This window comes from Desulfuromonas sp., assembly GCF_002868845.1.
In the GTDB taxonomy this organism is placed as follows: domain Bacteria; phylum Desulfobacterota; class Desulfuromonadia; order Desulfuromonadales; family BM501; genus BM501.
On the sequence record NZ_PKUB01000035.1, the window covers coordinates 1 to 19,577 of the forward strand.

Here is a 19,577-nt window from a genome sequence, read left to right on the forward strand (position 1 = left end):
CGGGCTCCAGGCCCAGTTCCCGCTGCAGGGCCCGCTTGCAGGCGCGCTTGCCGCGCAGGTTCTCCGGGCCGAAGGGGGCGGCCAGGGCGGCGTCGGCGGAGGGGTCCCAGAGGGCCTGGTCGAGGCCGTTGACGATGCCGTGCAGGTCCTTGCCCCGGGCGCGCAGGATGCCGTCGAAGCCGATCCCCATCTCGGGGGTTCGGATCTCCCCGCAGTAGGTCTCGGAGACGGTGTTGACCAGGTCCGAGTAGACGATCCCTCCCTTGAGCAGGGAGGCACGGCCGTAGTACTCGAGCCCCTCCATCGAGAAGACCGCGGGGTCGATCCCCAGCTGCCGCAGCGCCTCGGGGGGGAAGGAGCCGTGGTAGCCGAGGTTGTGGATGGTCAGCAGCGAGGCGAGCGTGGCGAAGAAGGGGTCGCGGCGCAGCTCGGTTTCGAGCAGAACGGGGGCGAGCCCGGTCTGCCAGTCGTTGAGATGCACCACGTCGGGGCAGAAGTCGAGGCCCGGCAGGGCCTGCAGCGCCGCCCGGCAGAAGAAGCCGAAGCGCTCCGCGTTGTCGGGGTGGTCGCCCCGGGCGGATGCGTAGAGGCCGGGACGGTCGAAGAAGTCCCGGTTCTCCAGGAAGTAGACCGGCACCTCCCCGAGAGCCCCCCGGTGGACGATCCCTTCGCGCCGCCGCCCCTCCATGGCGACCTCCACCCGGGCCGCCGCGCGGCGCAGCCGGGGCCTGGACTCGGCCACGCTTCGGTAGAAGGGGAGCATGACCCGCACGTCGTGGCCCAGCTCCTTCAGGGCCTGGGGGAGGGAGCCGGCCACGTCGGCCAGGCCCCCGGTCTTGGCGAAGGGGGCGACCTCGGAGGAGAGGAGGAGGATCTTCAGCGACCCGGCCCGCCGGCGCTCGCCCAGGCGGGCCGAGAGGACCCGGCGCTCCTCCTGTTCGGCGAGTTCCAGTAAGCGCTCGAGGCGGTAGCCCGCCTCCGTGGCCGTTGTGCGCAGCCGCTCCAGCTCGGCGTGGGTCTCGGTCAGGTGCGTAAGCAGCCGGCGGCGGCCCCCGGCGCAGAGGGCCGCGGCCTCCACCGCGGCGACCAGGAACAGTCCCTCGAGCAGCGTCTCCAGCGCCTCCTTGACCAGCCAGCGACATTCGCCGTGCCAGTGGACCTGGAGCAGGTGCTGGACCGCGGGGTCCTCGAGAAGCCCCCGCAGGTCGGCCCGGCGGGCCTCGGGGGCGAAGAAGCGCTGGTGGCGCAGAAGAACTTTGACGAGGAGGGCATCGGTCTCACTCTCGGGCCCTGGCATGAGAGCGGCGAGGGTCTCCTCGAGGATGCATTCCTCCATCCACCCCGCGGCGCGTCCCTCGGGGTCGGCCCCCGGGGTCAGCTCCCCGCTTCGCTGCAGGGCGAGATAGGGCAGCAGCAGGCGGCCCGGGTGCCCCGGCCGCTGGGGGGCGTCCAGGGCCGTTGCCACTTCCGCCAGGGCCTCGCGTTCCCTGCGGGAGCGGCCCTTCAGGGACGTGAGCAGGGGCAGGGCTTCCAGCTTGCCGAGGGTCCGTCTCTCAAGCTCTCCGGGGTCGCCGGGGAGGGCGAGGGCCCGGGCCAGCTCGCCCAGGAAGGCGCCCAGTCCCCCTGAAAAGCGCTTTTGGGACGCCTTCGACAGGGGGTTCCTGCCGGCCAGGGAGGGGGCGAGGAGCCGGCGCAGGGCCTCGCCGAGGGGTGCGAAGCGGATCTTGCGCAGCTCCCGGTCGAGGCTCGGCACCGGGCGGCCCGCCAGCGCCTGGTGCAGCTGCGCCCAGCAGCCCTCCTCGTCGCGGATCTCCTGGAAGTCGAGGAAGACGTGGTACTGGTAGGCGCCTAGGTGCAGGTAAAGCCCCTCCTCGGCCAACTACCGCCCCTGCCTCAGGTACTCCAGGCCGTCCCGGTGGTCGCGGAAGCGCACGTAGCAGTCCATCCCGGTCTCGAAGCCGAGGGCCGCGGCGAGTGTCGGGGCGGCGTGGGTCGCCTCGCCCCCCGGGGTGCGGACGAGTTTGGGGCGGGCGTTGCGAATCCAGCCGCCGGTCTCGGCGTGGCGGTTGTGGTAGACGACCAGGGCCCGTTCGGCGCCGCTGCGATTGGAGTAGACGAAGACGTTCTCGTCGGCGTGGCCGCCGCTGACGAAATCGTAGAGGACGAAATGCTCGGCCCCGCTGAAGATGTGGCGGCGGCGCAGAAGGGGGAAGACCTGCGCCTCGTGGTGGCGCACGAAGGCCTCGTCCTCGGTCTCGTTCCAGTAGGCCCGGCGGTACTCCATGCCGTACTTCTCCCGCAGTCCCTCGATCTGGCCGTGGCCGAACATGGGCAGCCCAGGCATGGTCGCCAGCAGGACCGCCACCCCGAAGTACTTGTCCCCGGTGCCGAACTGTTCCACCGCGGTCGCCTCGTCCGGGTTGTTCATGAAGTTGACGAAGCGCTTGAGGATCTCTGGCTCGAACTCGAGGATGTTGCCGATGACGCCGCGGTACTTGGCGTTCTCCTCGGTCTTGAGCATGTTCATGAAGGCGCTGTTGTAGACCCGGTGCATGCCGAGGGTGCGCACGAAGTAGCCCTCCATGAGCCAGAAGGCCTCGGCCAGCAGGAGGGTGTCGGGAGCCTCGGCGGCCACCCGGTCGACCACTTCGCGCCAGAACTCGACCGGCAGCAGCCGGTCGAACTCCTCCTGGCTCATCGGGTGCTCGGCCCGGCTGGGGACGCCGGCCCCGCCCCCGGGGCGGGGGAACCAGAGGCGCTGGAAGTGCTTTTTGGCCAGGGTCATGGCCGCGTCGAAGCGGATGATGCGGAAGCGGCGGGCCACCCGGATGATGGTCTGGATCACCGCCTCGCGCACCGCGGGCAGCAGGTAGTTGAGCTGGGCGGTGTCGTTCCAGGGCATGTGGGTGCCGTCGTTGCCGTGGTAGATGTGGCGCACCCTGCCGCTGCCGTGGTCGACGTGCTGGAAGACGACCGCGGCGTCCGAGTGGTCCCAGTAGCCGTCTTCGATGCGCAGGCTGAAGGCGCCGTCGAAGGAGAGGTCGGGTCCGGTGAAGCGGTAGCCGGGGTAGGGGGGATGATCGAGCTGGATGTACCAGTCGGGGTGCTCCCGCATCCAGCGCGAGTAGATGCCGGTGTGGTTGGGCACGACGTCCGAGGCGAGGCGGATGCCGCGGCCCAGGCAGCGCTCTTCGAGGACCGCCAGGGCCTCCTCGCCGCCGAGATCGCCGGAGACGGCGTAGTCGTAGAGGGAGTAGGCCGAGGCTACCGCCTCGGGGTTGCCCATGATCCGCTTGATCTTCTCCGAGGCGGGGGAGCGCTCCCAGATGCCGATCAGCCACAGGGAGGTGAAGCCCCAGCGCGCGAGGGTGTCGAGTTCCTCCTCGGGGATCTGGTCGAGGCGGGTGATGGTCCGGCCGTAGCGGCGCGAGAGCTGGTCGAGCCAGACATAGACCTACTTGGCGATGAGGACCGCGTTGGGCATCCAGTCGACGTCGGGGGAGAAGGCCTCGGGCTCGTCGCCGGCGCCATAGCCCGGTGCCAGAGCGGTGCCGGGGCCGAAGCCCCTCTGCATCTGCTCCTCCTGGAGCACGTCGAAGGAGGTCTGGATCTGGCGCAGCAACTCCGCAGGCAGGATGGGCGCCCAGATCTTCTGGATGTAGCCGAGCTGGGCCGACAGGGAGTCGGGCGCCGCCTCGATGGGGTCGCGCAGCAGCTCCAGCAGGGAGCGGCCGAACAGGCCGTGGGCGGGGACCGCGCGCAGTTTCTCGTCGAACTCGGCCAGGGTCTGCCGGTAGGGAATGCGCTCGGCCAGCTCATCGTCCCGGAACAGGTCGGCCAGGTCGGCGGCGGCGGGGTTGGCGGTCTGGGTGGCGAGGACGAAGAGCTCGACGGCGGTGGCCAGCCGTTCGCCGGCCCCCTCCAGGAAGGCGGCCGGGTCCGTCCCTTCGAGCACCGCGGCGGGGGGGAAAAGGCGGGCGAAGGCGTCCAGGGTGGGGGGCAGGGCGGGCAGTTCCACCGGTTCCCCGGCGATCTCCACCCGGTCCTGCGCGATGGCGCACCGCCGCAACTCGAGGTAGCGGCCGGCCAGGAAACGGAAGATTTCGTTGAGCAGGGCCAGCTGGTTGAGCTGCCCGGCGCTGACCGGGACCCCGGGGCGCTTGTTGCGCAGGCTCTCGGCCAGGACCCGCAGCGGGTAAAGGGGAGAGGCGGGGGGCTGGGGCACCGGCTCCTGGGGCAGGCCGAACTGGTCCCGTGCCCGGGCAGAGATCTGCAGGCCGAGGGGAAAGTAGCTCCGGGTCTTCATGGTGGGGAGGGCCATTCCGGCGGCCTACAGGACCGCGGGGAGGTTGGCCTCCCGCAGGTACCTGGCCGCCTGCTCGGGGGGCGTGGGGTTGATGTGGAAGCCGGTCCCCCGCTCGAACCCGGCGGTCTTCACCAGGCGGGGGACGAGCTCGATGTGCCAGTGGTAGTCGTAGGGGAGCGAGCCCCAATGGGAGGGCTTGCCGAGGCGCAGGTGCATGGGGGGCGCGTTGTGCAGAACGAGGTTGTAGGGCGGGTCGCGTAGGACGTGGCGCAGGCGGTAGAGGGTGTCCTTCAAGGTCTCGGCGAGGGCCGTAAGCTCCTCGTCGCCGAGCAGGGCGAAGTCGTGGCTGTGGCGGCGGGGGGCGATGCACAACTCGAAGGGGAAGCTCGAGGCGAAGGGGGCGAAGACCATGAAGTGGTCGTCGTCGCGCACGAGGCGCTCCTTCTCTTCGCGCTCCTGGTCGAGCATGTCGCACATCAGGCAGCGCTCCTTGCGATGGTAGTAGTCTCGCGACACCGAGAGCTTGGTGGCCACCACCGGCGGGGTGATGGGCACGGCGATGAGCTGGGAGTGGGGGTGGGGGATGGTGGCGCCGGCCTCGACCCCGTGGTTCTTGAAGATGATGATGTAGCGGAACCGGGGATCCTTGCGCAGGTCGAGCAGGCGCGCGCGGTAGGCCTTGAGCACGTCGACGATTTCGGCCGGGGAGAAATCGGCCATGCTGCGCCCATGGTCGGGGCTTTCTACGATTACCTCGTGGGCGCCGACGCCGTTCATGACGTCGTAGAGGCCCACCCCACGCTTGTCCAGATCGCCTTCGATGCGCAGGGCCGGGTACTTGTTGGGGATGACCCGGACCTTCCAGTTGGAAGTGCCGGAGGGATTGGCCTCGGGGCGGATGGCGAACACCTCCTGGGTGGTTTTGGCCTCCTGGCCGTAGCAGAAGGGGCAGGAGGTGGTGGTGACCCGCTCCCGCTCCAGGTGGTAGTCTTGCGGTCCCCGGCCCCGCTCTTTGACAACGATAACCCAGTTCATCCTCAGGGGATTCCAGCGCAGTTCCGACACGGCACAAGCCTTTCTTCGATGTTTTCAGATCCGTTCCGGACGACGGGCCATTGTCCGGCCCCCGGCGGCGCCTGTCAAGGGGTCTGCCCCTCCAGCAACTCCTGCTTCCACTGCTCCACCTTGCGCCGGTAGCCTTCCATGAGCTCCTCGGCCCGTGCGGTTTCCGAGGCTTCGGCGACGATGTGGACCACCGGCCGGTGCTGGTCGGGCAGGATCAGGGCCCAGTCGCCGTCGATGTGGATCTTGACCCCGTCGATAAAGGAGGCTTCCAGATCGACCGAGTCCTCGCTCATCTTGCGCATGATGCCACCCTTGAGTTCCCAGGAGCAGGGGACCTGCAAGTGGCGGTAGGCCCTCCGGGGAACGCTCTTGCAGACCTGGGTCAGGGAGAGGCCGGTGCGCACCATCAGCTCGAGGGTCTTGGCCACCGTGAACAGGGCGTCGAAACTCGACTGGAAGGCGGGGAAGGCGAAGCGCCCGTCCATCGCAGCGGCCAGGAGCACCTTGCGGTCCCGGGCCGCATCCATCAGGGAGCGGCCGTCGGCCTTGGTCCTCTGTACGGTGATCCCCGCGTTGCTGGCCAGGTCCTCCATGGCCAGGGGCGCCTGGACCGGCATCGCAAGGCTGCCGTTCTTCTCGGCCCGGCAGACCAGGGCGGCCAGGGTGCAGAGGGCCTCGAGGTCGGAAAGGACCTTGCCCTCCTCGTCGACGAGGCAGACCCGTTCCCCCGACGGTCCCACCCAGAACCCGGCGGTGGCCCCCAGGGTCACCACGATGAGGGAGAGCTGGTCGAGGGCCTTTTCGGCCTGCTCGGCGTCAGGGACGCTCTGGCTTTCGTGGACGTGGGAGTTGAGCTCGATCACCTCGCAGCCCAGTTCGCTGAGGAGGGCGGGGAGGAGGTCGCCGGCCGGGGAGTGGTTGAGGTCGACCACCACCTTCGGCCGGGCTGCGCGCAGGGCCTCGGCGTCGAGGGCGCGCAGGAACCCTTCCCGGTAATAGTCGTAGATGCGGGGGATCTCGGAGATGGCTCCCGGCTGGGAATAGTGCACCCGGCGGAAGTTCTCATTGAAGTAGACGCGCTCGATCCCCTTGGCCATGGAGGAGGAGATTTCCAGGCCGTCGGCGTCGAAGAAGATGATCTCCGTGGCCGCGGGGTCCTCGGGGGACTGGCGGAAGTGGACCCCGCCGACCTCGCCGAAGGTGGCCAGCTTGTTGCGCAGCACCGGCAGGGAGACCATCTTGACGTCGCGGACGTTGACCCCGGCCGAGAGCAGCCCCCCGACAAAGGAGCGCTTGAGCATCCGCGAGGAGCGCACCGCGTCGCGCCCGGCAATGATGAAGGCGTCCTTCGGCAGGGTCGAGCCGTAGGCCGCGCCGAGCTTGGCGGTGAACTCGGGGGTCAGCTCCACGTTGGTCAGGCCGCGGACCAGGGCCCCCTCGAAGAGGCTCTTGCGCCACTTCTCCCCCCAGATCAGGTTGGTGGTGACGATCGCCCCCCCCTCGATGACCTTGCGGGGCCAGACCTTGACGTCCTTCTTGAGGTAGGCTTCGTCGCCGATCGTGGTTTCGTCGCCGACGATGGCGGCCTCCTCGATCACCACCCCCTGGCCTGCCCGGACGTTGTGGCCGAGGACCGCCCCGCGGATGCGGCAGCCGCGCTTGAGGTAGACGTTGTCCCAGAGGACGGCGTCCTCCAGTTCGGCGCCGTCCTCGATGGTGCAGTTGCGGCCCACGACGCAGTTCTTGAGCCGCGACTGCCCCAGCACCTGGGTGTTGCCGCCGAGGACCACCATCCCCTCGAGCAGGGAGAGGTCGTCCCTCTCCACCCGGGCCTCCCGGCCGAGGAAGACCTGCTTGTCCTCGCCGCCGCGCCTCTCGCCCTTGATCCCGATCTTGACCTTGCCCCGGCAGATGTCCCCGCAGGCCTCCAAGTAGGCGTCGGTGTTGCCGATGTCGGCCCAGTAGCCCTTCAGGTTGCAGCCGAACAGGGGAGCGCTCTCGGCCAGCATCCGGGGAAAGATGTCCTGGGACCAGTCGCGGTTCTCCCCCTCGGGGATCAGGTCGAGCACTTCGGGCTCGAGAACGTAGATGCCGGTGTTGATGGTGTCGGAGAAGACCTCCCCCCAGCCCGGCTTCTCGAGGAACTTGTTGATGCGCCCCTCCTTGTCGGTGATGACCACCCCGAACTGCAGGGGGTCCTTGACCGAGGTGAGGGTGATGGTGGCCCTGGCCCCTTTCTCCTCGTGGAAGGCGAGGACCCGGGAGAGGTCGAAGTCGGTGAGCAGGTCGCCGCTGATGATCATGAAGCGTTCGTCGAGGAACTTGGCCGCCGCCTTGACCGCCCCGGCCGTGCCGAGGTCCTCCAGGGGGGTGACGTAGGTGATTCGAACGCCGAACTCGCTGCCGTCGCCGAAGAAGTTCTTGATGGTCTCAGGCTGGTGGTAGAGGAGCAGGATCAGTTCATCGATGCCGTGCTTCTTGAGCAGTTCGATGATGTGCGTCATGATGGGACGGTTGACCAGGGGAATCATCGGTTTGGGCAGGTTGATTGTCAACGGCTGGATGCGGGTGCCGAAACCACCCGCCATGAGGACTGCTTTCATTAAAAACGCTCCTTTGCATGAAAAAATTCACGAGGCGGCCATTGGATGACAACGGGCACAGGTCCCGGGATGGGCATTGTGGGGCCGCATTTCAAGGTCTTCGTAAGCTGCTTTCCTTTTTTTCCAGCAGGCGCCGGATCTCCCCCTTCAGCTCGGTAAGGTCCGAACTCTTGACCACGTAGGCATCGGCCAGCCACGAGGAGAAGTCGTCCTTGTAGCAGCTGAAGGCGGTGCATAGGACTACCGGCAGGTCGGAGCGCTCCTTGACGATCTTCTGCAGGACCTGCAGGCCGCTCTCCCCCTTCATCTGGATGTCCAGCACCACCAGGTCGAAGGCCTGCCCCTCCAGCAGGGCAGCCGCCTCGCTGCCGGTGCCGGCTGTTTCCACTTTGTACCCCTCGTCGCTGAGTTCCGCGGCGTAGAGATGGCGGATGTCTCTTTCGTCATCAACCACCAGAAGTCGAGCCATGATTCTCCTCCTTAGGTGTTTTCATGTGTATGGTGAAGGCTGTTCCGTCCCCTTCGCAACCTTCGATATCCAGGGTCGCCCCGTGTGCCTCCAGGATGCGGGCGCAGAGGGAGAGCCCCAGGCCGCTCCCCTCCTCCTTTGTGGAGAAGAAGGGGGAGGTGACCGAGCGGAGCACGTCCGGGCTGATGCCCGGGCCGCTGTCGGTAACGGTAATCTGCAGATCGTCCCCCACGCCGCTGGTGCGGATGCCGAGGCTGCCCCCCCGGGGCAGGGCCTCGATGGCGTTGTTGATAATGCTGCGCAGGCAGTAGACCATCTTCTTGTAATCGAGTTGAATCATGGGAAGACCCGGCTGGAGATCGAGACGGCAGTCGATCACGCTCAGCTCCAGGTCCTCGCGCAGGCCGCCGTAGACCCCGGTGGCTAGCTGGTTGACGTCCCACAGGTCGAAGGTGGGGTGGAGCGACTCGGAATAGTTGAGCACCTCCTGCAGGACTTCCTCCAGGCGCCGGGCTTCGCGCACGATCGATTCGATGTGCCGCCGCTTCTCGTCCTCGGGGGGGATGTTCTTGATCAGGCTGCGGGCGAAGCCCCCGATGATGGTCAGCGGGTTGCGGATGGAGTGGGCGATGTTGGCGGTGATCTTTCCCACCAGGGCCATTTTCTCCATGCGCAGGATCAGCTCCTGCTGATCCTGAAGGCGCTGGTGGGCCTCGGTCAACTTGACCAGTTCCTCCTGCAGGCGCTCGTAGAGGGCGGCCCGCTCGATGGCGAAGGAGACCGGCAGGGCGAAGGTCTCCAGGGAATGGAGGTCCTCGGTGGAGATGGGCCGGCGGTTGATGACGTTGTCGGCGATCAGCAGGCCGATGCGTCGTTCCTTGCTGACCAGGGGAACCAGGACCACCTCGGTCACCCCGAGGGCCGCGATCTGTTCGGGGTCGATTCCCGACTCCCGGGAGAGGTCTTCGACGTGGCGCGAGAGCTGGCCGTTGAGGGTGCGTATAAAGAGGTGGTCGCCTCGGCTCAGGGGCGTTGAGAGTTTTTCCAGAAGTCCCTTGAATTTCTCCCTCTCCGCCGCCATCCTCTGCTCGAAGAAGAGGCGGGCCATCTCCCTCAGGGTGTAGTTGTGATCCTCGATCTCCCGCCAGAGGCGGCCGGCATCCTCTTCCTTGCCCGGTCCGACGGCGAAATACCCCTTGAGGCTATGACGCTCCTTGTCCACCAGAAGCAGGATCGCCCGGTTGAGGCCGAAGCCTTTGCCGGAGGTGACCGCGGTGAGGGCCATGGCGATGACCTCGTCGCGGTCCACGGAGGTCTGCAGCACCAGGCTGACTTCGTGGAGAAACTTGACTTCCCGGTTGCGGACCTCGATCTGCCCGGAGAGTTCCCTGGTCTGGATCCGAAGCGCCTGCAATTCGTCGAGGAGGCAGGGGACAAGGCTCACCGGGTCGCCCGGGTCTTTGTCGAGGCCTTTGAGCCCCTCCATGAAATGCGGGCACTCGAAGCAGCGCTTCAGGATGCGCTTTTTGCGGTTGAGGAGCAGCTCGGACTCCCCCGGGCGGACGTAGGGGCAGTCCTCCGGTGCGATCTGTTCCTTGTGCCAGCAACAGCCATTGTCCATGGGGAAATCCGGAAAAGCGGGAGGAATCATTCTGGGATCACGGCAAAAAATTAGCCAGAATTATAGCAGGGCTTGGTGGGGATGCAATGTGCGGGGATCGTTTTTCTGCGAGGGGAGGCGGTGCCAGGGCGGGAGAGGGTAAGGGCCCTTTCCCCTTGCCTTGGAGGGGGCGGAGGTGGCATATTTCCAGTCATGCAACAGAAACGCTACAACCTCTTTTCAGAGCACCTGAAGGGCCGCTTCGGCGGGCGGGTGCACAAGATTTCCGTCGATGCCGGGTTCGCCTGCCCCAACCGGGGGGGAACCCGCGACCTGCCCGGATGCCTCTTCTGTGACCCGGGCGGCTCCGGGGCGGTCGGGATCGAAAGGGGGGTCCCGGTGGCCGGGCAGATCGAGCGGGGCAAGGAGGTGATGGTCCGCAAGTACAAGGCCGGCAGTTTTCTGGCCTATTTCCAGCCCTTCTCCAACACCAACGCTCCCGCCGAGCGCCTGCGCGTCCTCTACGACGAGGCCCTCGCGGTGCCGGGGGTGGTCGGCCTGGCAGTCGGGACCCGCCCGGACTGCCTGCCCGGCGACGTGCTCGACCTGCTCGCCGAATACCACCGACGGACCTATTTCTGGCTCGAGCTGGGCCTGCAGAGCGTTCACGGTTCGACCCTGGCCCGATTGCGCCGCGGCCACGACTACGGGACCTTCCTGGATGCCTACGAGGGGGCGCGGCGGCGCGGCCTGAGGGTCTGCGTCCACGTCATTATCGGACTGCCCGGGGAGGGCCGCGAGGAGATGCTGGCCACGGCGGAGGAGATGGCGCGTTTGCGGGTTGACGGAATCAAGATCCACCTGCTGCACGTTCTCGACGGAACGCCCCTCGGGGACATCTACCGCGAGGGGGGGGTCGAGATCCTCGGTCAACAGGAGTACGTTTCGCTGGTGGCCGATTTCCTCGAGAGGCTCCATCCCGACACCCTGATCCACCGGTTGACCGGTGACGGGCCGCGGGATCTACTCCTGGCCCCCCTCTGGTCCCTCAACAAGTGGGAGGTGCTCAACGCCATCGACGCGGAACTGGAGTTCCGGGGAAGCGTTCAGGGGTGCCGGGCAGGGCGGTCGGGGTGAGATTGGGAGAAGGATGGTGCGCCCCAGGGCCGGTCGGCCTGGGGAAGGGGATCAATGCGCCGGGGCCGGCTCAGGAATGGGGACGTTCCGCGATGGCGGGGACGGCCTGTGCGGCTGGTTGCTCGGCCGAACCGCCCCAGGAAATAAGGAGCAGAGAGGCCCAGACCACACCGATGGCGATAACAAGAATTCGTGTCATGGCGCAGAAGATACAAAAAGCAGCAGCAAAAATCAAGGGCTGAAATGAATCCTTGCCGGGCCGGGTTCGCGCGGGGGGGCTCCCTCGCAGCCTTCAACCTGTCAGACAGCCGGGTCCCGAAGCGGACTTCGGCTGCTTTTCATATCGGGAAAGAGAGATCGGATGGATTTGAACCTGTTGAATCCCCAGCAGCGGGCCGCCGTTTGCCATTGCGAAGGGCCCCTGCTGGTTTTCGCCGGCGCCGGCTCGGGCAAGACCCGGGTCATCACCTGCCGCATCGGGTACCTGCTCCGGCATCACGGGGTGGAGGCGGGCCGGATCCTCGCCGTGACTTTTACCAACAAGGCGGCCCGCGAAATGCACGAGCGGGTCAAGGAGGAGGTCGGGCGCAGGGCCGTCAAGGGGATGGTCATCAGCACCTTCCACTCCCTGTGCGTACGCATCCTCAAGGAGGAGATCGAGCGGCTGGGCTACAAGAAAAATTTCTCCATCTACGGCACCGCCGATCAGGTGCGCCTGATCAGGGACATCCTCCAGGAACTGGGAAAGGACGGACAGCGGGGCGACGCCGAGCGGGTCCTGTGGCTGATCTCCGACGCCAAGAACCGCCTGCAGGGACCCGGCGACTTTTCGTCCGCAGGGGGGGGGGCGGACCAGCCGCTGGCGGCCGAGACCTACGCTCGCTACCAGAAGGCCCTCAAGGCCTACAACGCCCTCGACTTCGACGACCTGCTCATGCTGGCGGTGCGCCTGTTTCGCGAGCACCCCGAGGTGCTGACCAAGTACCAGGAGCGCTTCCGCTACATCATGGTGGACGAGTACCAGGACACCAACGCCGCCCAGTACGAGCTCCTGTGTCTCCTGGCCGAGGGGCACCGCAACCTCTGCGTGGTGGGGGACGACGATCAGTCGATCTACGGCTGGCGAGGCGCCGAGCCGGAGAACATCCTCAAGTTCGAGGGGGATTTTCCGGGCACCACGGTGGTCAAGCTGGAGCAGAACTACCGCTCCACGGGCAACATTCTGGCTGCGGCCAACGCCGTGATCCGGAAAAACAAGAAGCGCAAGGAGAAGGCCCTGTGGACCGCCGGGGGCGAGGGACGCTGCATCGAGTACCTGCGCTGCGACGACGAGGAGGACGAGGCGCGCACGGTGGTGGAGCGCATACATGCCGAGCGCTTTCGGAACGATCTTGCCTGCCGCGACTTCGCCATCCTCTACCGGACCAACACCCAGTCCCGGGCCTTCGAGGAGCAGCTGCGCTACGAGAATGTTCCCTACGTCCTTATCGGCGGGCAGCAGTTCTTCGACCGCAAGGAGGTCAAGGACGCCCTGGCCTATCTGCGGGTGCTGGTTAATTCCCGCGACGAGGTGAACCTGTTGCGTATCCTCAACTACCCCCGGCGGGGCATTGGGGAGACCACCGCCGACCGCTTGATCCGCCATTCGAGCGAGGCCGAAACCCCGCTCTGGGAGGTTCTCCGGAACCCCTCCGCGGTGGAGGACCTCGGAGCCAAGCCGTGCGAGGCCATCGTCGCCTTCGTGGAGCTCATGGAGCGCTATCGGCGACGCTTCTCCCGGACGCCTTCTCTGGCGGTGGCCGCCCGGGACCTGTTCGGCGAGATCCGACTCGAGGACGAGATCTTCCGGGGGGCCGAGGACCCGACCCGGGCCCGGCGGCGCCTCGACAACCTGGAGGAGGTGGTCAACGCTCTCGCCTCCTTCGAGGAGCGCGAAGGCAGCCCGACCCTGGAGGGCTTTCTGGGCAAGGTCTCCCTGCTTGACGACGAGGGTCCGGGCCGCGGCGACAAGGACAGCAAGCTGGCCCAGGACGCGGTGACCCTGATGAGCCTCCATTCCAGCAAGGGGCTCGAGTTCCCGGTTGTCTTCCTGGCCGGGATGGAGGAGGGCTTCCTGCCCCACCGCAAGTCGATCGAGGAGACCTTCGACATCGACGAGGAGCGGCGCCTTTGCTACGTCGGGATCACCCGCGCCCGGCGCCACCTGCTGCTTCTCAACGCCGCCCAGCGCAAAAAGTACGGCAAACCGCACCCCCGAGTCCCGAGCCGCTTTATGGAGGAGATCCCCGCCGAACTGCTCGACGAGCAGGGCAGCACCGCCCGGCCTCCGGCCAGCGAGGAGGAGCAGGAAGAGCAGGCGAACAGCTTCTTCTCCGGGATCAAGGCCCTGCTGGGGGACTAGGGGCGATGCAGGTACAATCAGGACGCCGGCCTTTACGGGCCGGCTTTTTGTTTTGGCGCCACGGCCGAAACAAAAAGTGCAGCGCGGAATCTCCCAGGGGCGGAGAAGGACAAAACAAGCCGTCTCTGCCGGGATCATTCTTTTCCCTCTGTGACCCTGCCTCTGCTTTGGAAAGGCCGTGATATGGCTTGACCTTTTTTGGGGGGAGGAGAGCGGTTCTGGCTGGTTCGATTCGGCGGCAGCGGCTTGAAATTTGAATAATATCAGGTAGTCTTGAATTTTGTATGGAGAGTTTGTGTCCTGCCGGCCCGTCCATCTGAATCGGTCAACCCCTGGCAGGGTGCATCATTTTTCTTCTGTCAGGGGGGTGTCATGAAATTACCCGGCCATTTCAAAATCCTTTTGTCGGCCAGCCTGGTCCTGAGCCTGTGTCTTCCGGCGGCGGTCTCCGGAGCCGCCATTCACCTGGAATCGGACACCTTGCTGCGGGTCTTCGAGCGGGACTCCCCGACGGAGGAGGATGCCGCCGTCGCCCCCCTTTACGAGTACCTGCGGGCCGATTTCGGGGAACTGGACTCCAGGGGGCTCTCCTTTCATCTCTACGGGTGGGGCCGGGCCGACCTGGGGGACGGGGAGTTCTACGCCTACGACTCCGCCGGGGAGCTCCTCTACGGCTACATCGAGTATCTGGGGCCGGCGGCCAACTTCGGCCTGCGCCTCGGCCGCCAGTATGTCTTCGAGGGGGTGGCCGACGAGGCCATCGACGGGTTGCGGCTGGACGGCGACCTGACCCCGTATTTCTCCGTCTCCGCATACGGCGGCCAGCCCGTGGCCCTCGACTCGGAAAACGGGCGCAGCGGCGACAGTATCTGGGGGGGGCGGCTCGCCCACCATCTCGGCACCCACTACAACGTCGGCCTGTCCTACAAGAGTGTGGACAACGACGACGAGCAGGCCGAGGAGTCTCTCGGCGTCGATCTCTCCCTGGCGCTGCCGATGGGGATCGACCTGTACGGCTACTCCTCCCGCAACCTCGACACGGAGGGGTGGGGGGAGCACTTCTACCAGCTGGCCATTCCGGTGATGGACTTCCACCTGCGGCCCTACCTCGAGGTCTTCGAATACGACCACTACTTCACGGAGGGGGCCAACAGTGCCCAGCCCTTCCGGTTTCTGGCCGGAACCGAGGAACAGCTGAGGGTCTACGGCGGGGACCTCCTCTGGTTCGGCGCTGAGGACTGGGACCTGGGCGCCAAGGTGAAATTCTACGATTACGACCTGCGGGGAGACTCCTCCCGCTACTATGCCGGCACGGCAACGTGGCGCGGGGAGGACCTGCCTGAGTTCGGCGGCGAATTCGGCTTCATGGAGGGGGACGACAAGGCGAACGACTACCTGCTCACCCGGGCCTATTTCTACTGGGACCGGCCGCCGCAGGTGCTGAGCTCGGGGTTCGTCACCGGCGATATCGTCTACGTCTTCTACGACGAGGAAATCTACGGCGAGGACGCTTCCCTGTTCCTCTCCCTGGGCGCCGGCAGCCGGTTCCTTTCCGATGCCCTGGAGATCAGGGTGTCCGGGGACTACAGCGCCGACCCCTACCTCGAGGAGGACCTACGGGGCATGGTGCTGGCGAAATATGCCTTTGACCGATAGCGGATCGAGCGATCCTTTTCATTGGGAGTTATGCAATGTTGAAACGAATTTTGCTGTTGGTGACGATTCTGCCTCTTGGCCTCGGCCTGCTCGCGGCCTGCGCCAAGCTGCAGGGGGGGCATGAATTTCCGGCACGCCATCCGGTGGAAATGGAGGAAGGTCGGCCGGTCTGCACCGAGTGCCATGAGGCCCGGGGAGAGCGGGTCCCTTACGGGCGGTTCAACCACACGGTCCTCTGGGCCGATAACCACCGTCAGGCGGCCTACCAGGGGGAGCGAACCTGCAACCTGTGCCACTCTACCAGTTTCTGCAACGACTGCCATGCCACCCGGGTCGAGCTGAAGCCTTCCCTGAAGGACCAGACGGGGAACTTCCGTCGCATGCCCCACCGCGGCGATTACCTCTCCCGTCACCGGATCGACGGGCGGATTGACCCCACCTCCTGTTTCCGCTGCAACGGCAATCCCAAGTCGTCCCGAACCTGCGTTTCCTGCCATGGCTAGGCATTTGCCCCAGCAAGGAGGGATCGATCATGCTTAGACGAACAGTACCACTGCTACTGGTGATTCTCGGGACCCTTTGCAGCGGGTGTTCCGACGGGAATTCGAGCGCCCCGCTGGTGAGCCAGGCCCACCCCGACGGATGGCTTGCGGCGCACCCGGCTGCGGCCTTCCAGGACCCGGGCAGCTGCGCCCTGTGCCACAAGACCGACGGGCCCGACACCGGGGGGGAGTTCGATAATCCGAGCTGTTTCTCCGCCAACTACACCCGCGAGGACGGCACCACCGTCGGCTGCCATCCAGACGGGCCGGGCCAGGGCGGGGTCCCCCATCCCGTGGGGGACGCCTGGCTGTTGCCCAGCGGCCACGTCGAGGCCGCCCGGACCAATTCCGACCCCTGTCTGGGTTGCCACGTCGAGCTCGGCATCGAGCCGGCCTGCGCCGACTGCCACACGGCCGGCGACCCCCTCGTCGTGGGGGACTGCGCCTCCTGTCACAATGCGCCGCCCGACAGCCTCGCCCCGGCGGGGGACGTCGGCCCCAACCGGGAGGGTGCCCACGCCGGGCACGACGCCCTGGTGGGGGTCACGGGGGTCTGCGACACCTGTCACCAGGGGGCCGGGACCGGCAGCGTCGACCACTATGACGAGTTCGAGCCTGCGGACGTCGCCTTCCCCGCGACCTACGACGCCAACGCCGGTCCGGCGACCTATTCCGCCGGCAGCGGCAGTTGCGCCGGCCTCAGCTGCCACGGTGGCCAGGCCACCCCTGCCTGGCTGGATGGCGCCCTCGAGGTCGATGCCGAATGCGAAGCGTGCCATGCCTTCGGCGACGCAGAGCCCAACAGCTTCGAATCGGGGGAGCACGACTTCCATGTCCCCTTCGTCGTCTGCGCCACCTGCCACGATCCGGCCCGACTGGCCGAGCCGACGCCACCGGTGCCCAACCATTTCAGCGGGCTGGACACGCCGGCTTTCGAGCAGGACCCGGCCGACACCATAAACATAAATATGAACTACAACGGCGAATCGTGCTTCATCCCCTCGCCCGCGCCTCCCGGATTGACCGTCTGCCATCCCGGACAGACCCGGGACTGGGACTAGCGACACACCGAGGGGGCCCGCACGGGCCCCCTCTCTTTTCCCCTCCCACCTCCATTCTCCCGTATTAAAGGGCCCGCCCGGTCGGCCGCATCCTCCCCCTCGGCGTCTTTTGAGCAGAGAATATTTATTTAACTGTTCACATTGACAAAATCTCTTCTGCTGATATCCATTTTAGAGTGGTTTTTCAAGAAAATTAGGTGTTTCTTGCCTCCCTGAGAGGCGACCCTTATGCAGGAAATAGAAACTTTTACAGATTGGAGGTGAGGGAGAGCAGGGGATGTCTTCCGAAAGGAAAGGGATTTTCGAAGGAGGTTTTTGCTTCAGGCAACAACGACTGCCAACCGAAAGGGAGAAAATGATGCAGATCTTTAAGAAGTTTCCCAGGATGTTACTGTTGACCTTCATGGTACTGGCCCTTGGGCTGTTCGGCTGCGAAGGGGACGACGGGAGCGATGGAGCGCCCGGCGCCCAGGGGCCTACGGGTCCCCAGGGTGAGCAGGGTGAGCCCGGTGAGCCCGGCCCGGCAGGACCCGGTGCCGGGATCGTTCCCAACCCGGCGTTGGCCGAAGTGGTCGCCTACTACACTGACGGCGAAGGCGGGTGGAAGACCCACTACGAGCTCGGTTTCGGCGCAACAGCCATCGATGCTCTGCCGGCCAGTGCTGACGGCTTCGACAAGAAGTTCTCCGCAGTGATCGTGGAGGGGGATTCCTACGACCTCAAGCTCCAGAACCTCCTTGACCCCTCTGATACGGCTACCTATCCCGTCTTCTTTACCTACGGCTGCGAGGCCAACTACAAGCAGCGCTTCGTAGTCACCCTGCCGAACACCCCCAGCAAGCACATCTCGCCACTTCAGTTCAACGACAAGTATGACGTGCGCTCCGCGCCGACCGGCGGTCTGGACAAGAAGTGGGTGAACTACCACGGCGAAAGGTGGTGGAATCTCGGTTCCGACTCCCTGACCACGCCGGCTAACAACCATGCCTTTGACGGGAACTGTGCCGGCTGTCACTTCACCGGCTACACCCTCGCCCGCAACGCCATAGGCCAGGAGGCGGCCGATCCCGGCAACCTTTCAGTGGACTACGGCGATGCGGAAGGGGCGCGCACCTACGTCGGCTCCAGCGCCTGCCTCTCCTGTCACGGCGGGTACGAGAACTGGGGCCTGACCCTGCACAAGTTGGTGCTCAGGGAGCCCCTGGATTTCTCCCCGCAGCAGGAAAAAGGCGGCGAGTTCTACGCCGACACCATTAACCGGGGGATCAAACTCTCCCTCGGGGCGATCGACGAGGCCGACACGCCGACTGTCTCCACCCTCTCCTCCGCCGACCCCAACGGCACCGTCGACTTCGACGGCGACGGCAACCTCGACGAAATCAACATCGGTTGCGAGGGCTGTCACGGCCCGGGGAGCATCCACGTCAAGACCCAGGACCCGGCTGACATCGTCGACCCGGCCGACCTGACCGTGGCCGAGGCCAACATGGTCTGTGGTCAGTGCCATATCCGGGGCCAGTCCTTCGACACCTTTACCGATTTCCTTGCCGAGGCGAGCGCTGACAGCCCGGCGAGGACCCCCTTCCCGGCAAAGGCCGGGCCTGGCGGCGAGGTTGTGACCTTCCCCGAAGGCCTTCCCGGTGCGACCCTGGCTCAGTACTACGTCTGGGATGCGGGATCTGCCGCTGCGACCGGTTCCGGCCTCGATGCGGGGCAGTTCAACGGTCAGTACTGGGGGGGCGAGCCCTCGGGCGGCAACTTCGTGACATCCAGGAGGCACCATCAGCAGTGGATCGACATGATCAACAGCCCCCATGCCGTGGTCCGCTGTTTCAACTGCCACACCGCTCACGACAACCGGGCCCCGGCAGGCAACCAGATCGTTACGTCCTATGTCGATGAGGCGAGCGGGGTGACCATTTCGACCGCCAACGAGGACAACACCCTCTGCCTCTCCTGTCACTATGCCGACTTCGGCCTGACCGCCGAAGAGATCGCCAACGTCAGCCTCAACGGCCAGTTCAACAACGAGGTGGCGACGATCAAGGAGGCCGTCTCGGCCCACAGCCAGCACTATTACGACCCGACCAACCAGGACGGCAGCGGCGGGGACAATGACGGGGCGAGCAACTGCGTCGAGTGCCACATGCCTCTGACAGCCAAGACGGGCCTCAGCTACGACATCCGCTCCCACGTCTTCGGCATCATCCAGCCTTCGGCCTCCCTGTCCACGGCTCCCTCGGCGGGCGTGCCCAACTCCTGCAACGCCGATTGCCACAGCGCCAGCAGCGACGAGGAGTTGACAGCCCTTCAGGCCGCCTACTACGCCAAGTTCGGTGAGACTCCGACCAACCTGGTCTTCGGCCAGTGGCTCACCTCCGGCCATGCCTCTTACGCCATTCCCGAGGGCAAGGACGACAATGCCTTCAACCACTGGAACGAGGACGGCGACATTTCGACCAGCTGCGCCAAGTGCCACAGCCAGGACGGTTATATCGATTTCGCCGAGGACGGCAGCGTCGATGAAGCGGCCCCGCTGGGGCAGGTCGTCTCCTGTGGAGTCTGCCACGTTAACGGCACGGCACCCTCTCTGGCCGCCGACGCCAGCACCCGCTACGACGTGGCGGTGGCCGGCGATCCCCTGTTCGACGTGGAGTTCCCCTCCGGGGCCACCCAGAGCCTGGGCGACGACAGCAACATCTGCATGGCCTGTCACCAGGGCCGCGAGTCGGGCGTT

Annotated in this window: 13 protein-coding genes and 1 pseudogene; 7 read left to right on the plus strand and 7 right to left on the minus strand. The window is 66.0% G+C overall.

Going from position 1 to position 19,577, the window contains the following annotated elements:
• Both C0617_RS10485 and C0617_RS10490 read right to left on the minus strand, forming a co-directional pair.
• On the minus strand, window positions 1-1,879 hold a 1,879-nt coding region (locus tag C0617_RS10485), incomplete at its 3' end, for a glycogen/starch synthase (protein WP_291316976.1).
• Entirely contained in the window at window positions 1,880-3,343 is a 1,464-nt protein-coding gene (locus tag C0617_RS10490) for an alpha-amylase family glycosyl hydrolase (protein WP_365889194.1), read from the minus strand.
• On the opposite strand from C0617_RS10490, the gene C0617_RS10495 reads away from it, so the two are divergent.
• Window positions 3,285-3,422 (plus strand): hypothetical protein, encoded by a 138-nt coding sequence (locus C0617_RS10495; protein WP_291316977.1) that lies wholly within the window; start codon window positions 3,285-3,287, stop codon window positions 3,420-3,422. The genes C0617_RS10490 and C0617_RS10495 overlap by 59 nt on opposite strands.
• Window positions 3,423-3,454: 32 nt before the next feature.
• Here C0617_RS10495 and C0617_RS10500 read toward each other — a convergent pair whose 3' ends face one another.
• From C0617_RS10500 to C0617_RS10520, 5 genes are all read right to left on the minus strand, one after another.
• On the minus strand, window positions 3,455-4,321 hold the full coding sequence (locus C0617_RS10500) for a hypothetical protein (RefSeq protein ID WP_291316978.1): 867 nt from the start codon (window positions 4,319-4,321) through the stop codon (window positions 3,455-3,457).
• Between the two features lie 9 nt (window positions 4,322-4,330).
• A complete protein-coding gene (gene galT, locus C0617_RS10505) occupies window positions 4,331-5,371 on the minus strand; it encodes a galactose-1-phosphate uridylyltransferase (protein ID WP_291316979.1) in 1,041 nt (346 codons plus the stop codon).
• 74 nt (window positions 5,372-5,445) lie between these two features.
• Window positions 5,446-7,974: a mannose-1-phosphate guanyltransferase gene (locus C0617_RS10510; protein ID WP_291316980.1), complete on the minus strand. Its 2,529-nt coding sequence runs from the start codon at window positions 7,972-7,974 to the stop codon at window positions 5,446-5,448.
• A 91-nt stretch (window positions 7,975-8,065) separates the two neighbouring features.
• Window positions 8,066-8,443 carry a response regulator gene (locus C0617_RS10515; RefSeq protein ID WP_291316981.1) on the minus strand — a complete coding sequence of 126 codons (378 nt, stop codon included), beginning with the start codon at window positions 8,441-8,443 and terminating at the stop codon, window positions 8,066-8,068.
• Window positions 8,421-10,064: an ATP-binding protein gene (locus tag C0617_RS10520; protein WP_291316982.1), complete on the minus strand. Its 1,644-nt coding sequence runs from the start codon at window positions 10,062-10,064 to the stop codon at window positions 8,421-8,423. Before C0617_RS10520 ends, C0617_RS10515 begins: the two co-directional genes overlap by 23 nt.
• A gap of 192 nt (window positions 10,065-10,256) precedes the next feature.
• On the opposite strand from C0617_RS10520, the gene C0617_RS10525 reads away from it, so the two are divergent.
• The 6 genes and pseudogenes from C0617_RS10525 to C0617_RS10550 all read left to right on the plus strand — a co-directional run.
• Entirely contained in the window at window positions 10,257-11,180 is a 924-nt protein-coding gene (locus C0617_RS10525) for a TIGR01212 family radical SAM protein (RefSeq protein WP_291316983.1), read from the plus strand.
• Between the two features lie 361 nt (window positions 11,181-11,541).
• Window positions 11,542-13,581 carry a UvrD-helicase domain-containing protein gene (locus C0617_RS10530; protein ID WP_291316984.1) on the plus strand — a complete coding sequence of 680 codons (2,040 nt, stop codon included), beginning with the start codon at window positions 11,542-11,544 and terminating at the stop codon, window positions 13,579-13,581.
• Between the two features lie 372 nt (window positions 13,582-13,953).
• Window positions 13,954-15,237, plus strand: a complete 1,284-nt coding sequence (locus C0617_RS10535; protein ID WP_291316985.1) for a hypothetical protein — start codon at window positions 13,954-13,956, stop codon at window positions 15,235-15,237.
• Window positions 15,238-15,272: 35 nt separating this feature from the next.
• Complete coding sequence (locus C0617_RS10540) at window positions 15,273-15,740, plus strand: cytochrome C (RefSeq protein ID WP_291316986.1); 468 nt, start codon at window positions 15,273-15,275, stop codon at window positions 15,738-15,740.
• A 29-nt stretch (window positions 15,741-15,769) separates the two neighbouring features.
• Window positions 15,770-16,840, plus strand: coding sequence for a CxxxxCH/CxxCH domain-containing protein (locus C0617_RS10545; protein ID WP_291316987.1), 1,071 nt, complete (start codon window positions 15,770-15,772; stop codon window positions 16,838-16,840).
• A 385-nt stretch (window positions 16,841-17,225) separates the two neighbouring features.
• A pseudogene (locus tag C0617_RS10550) lies at window positions 17,226-19,577 on the plus strand (hypothetical protein); the annotation flags it as partial.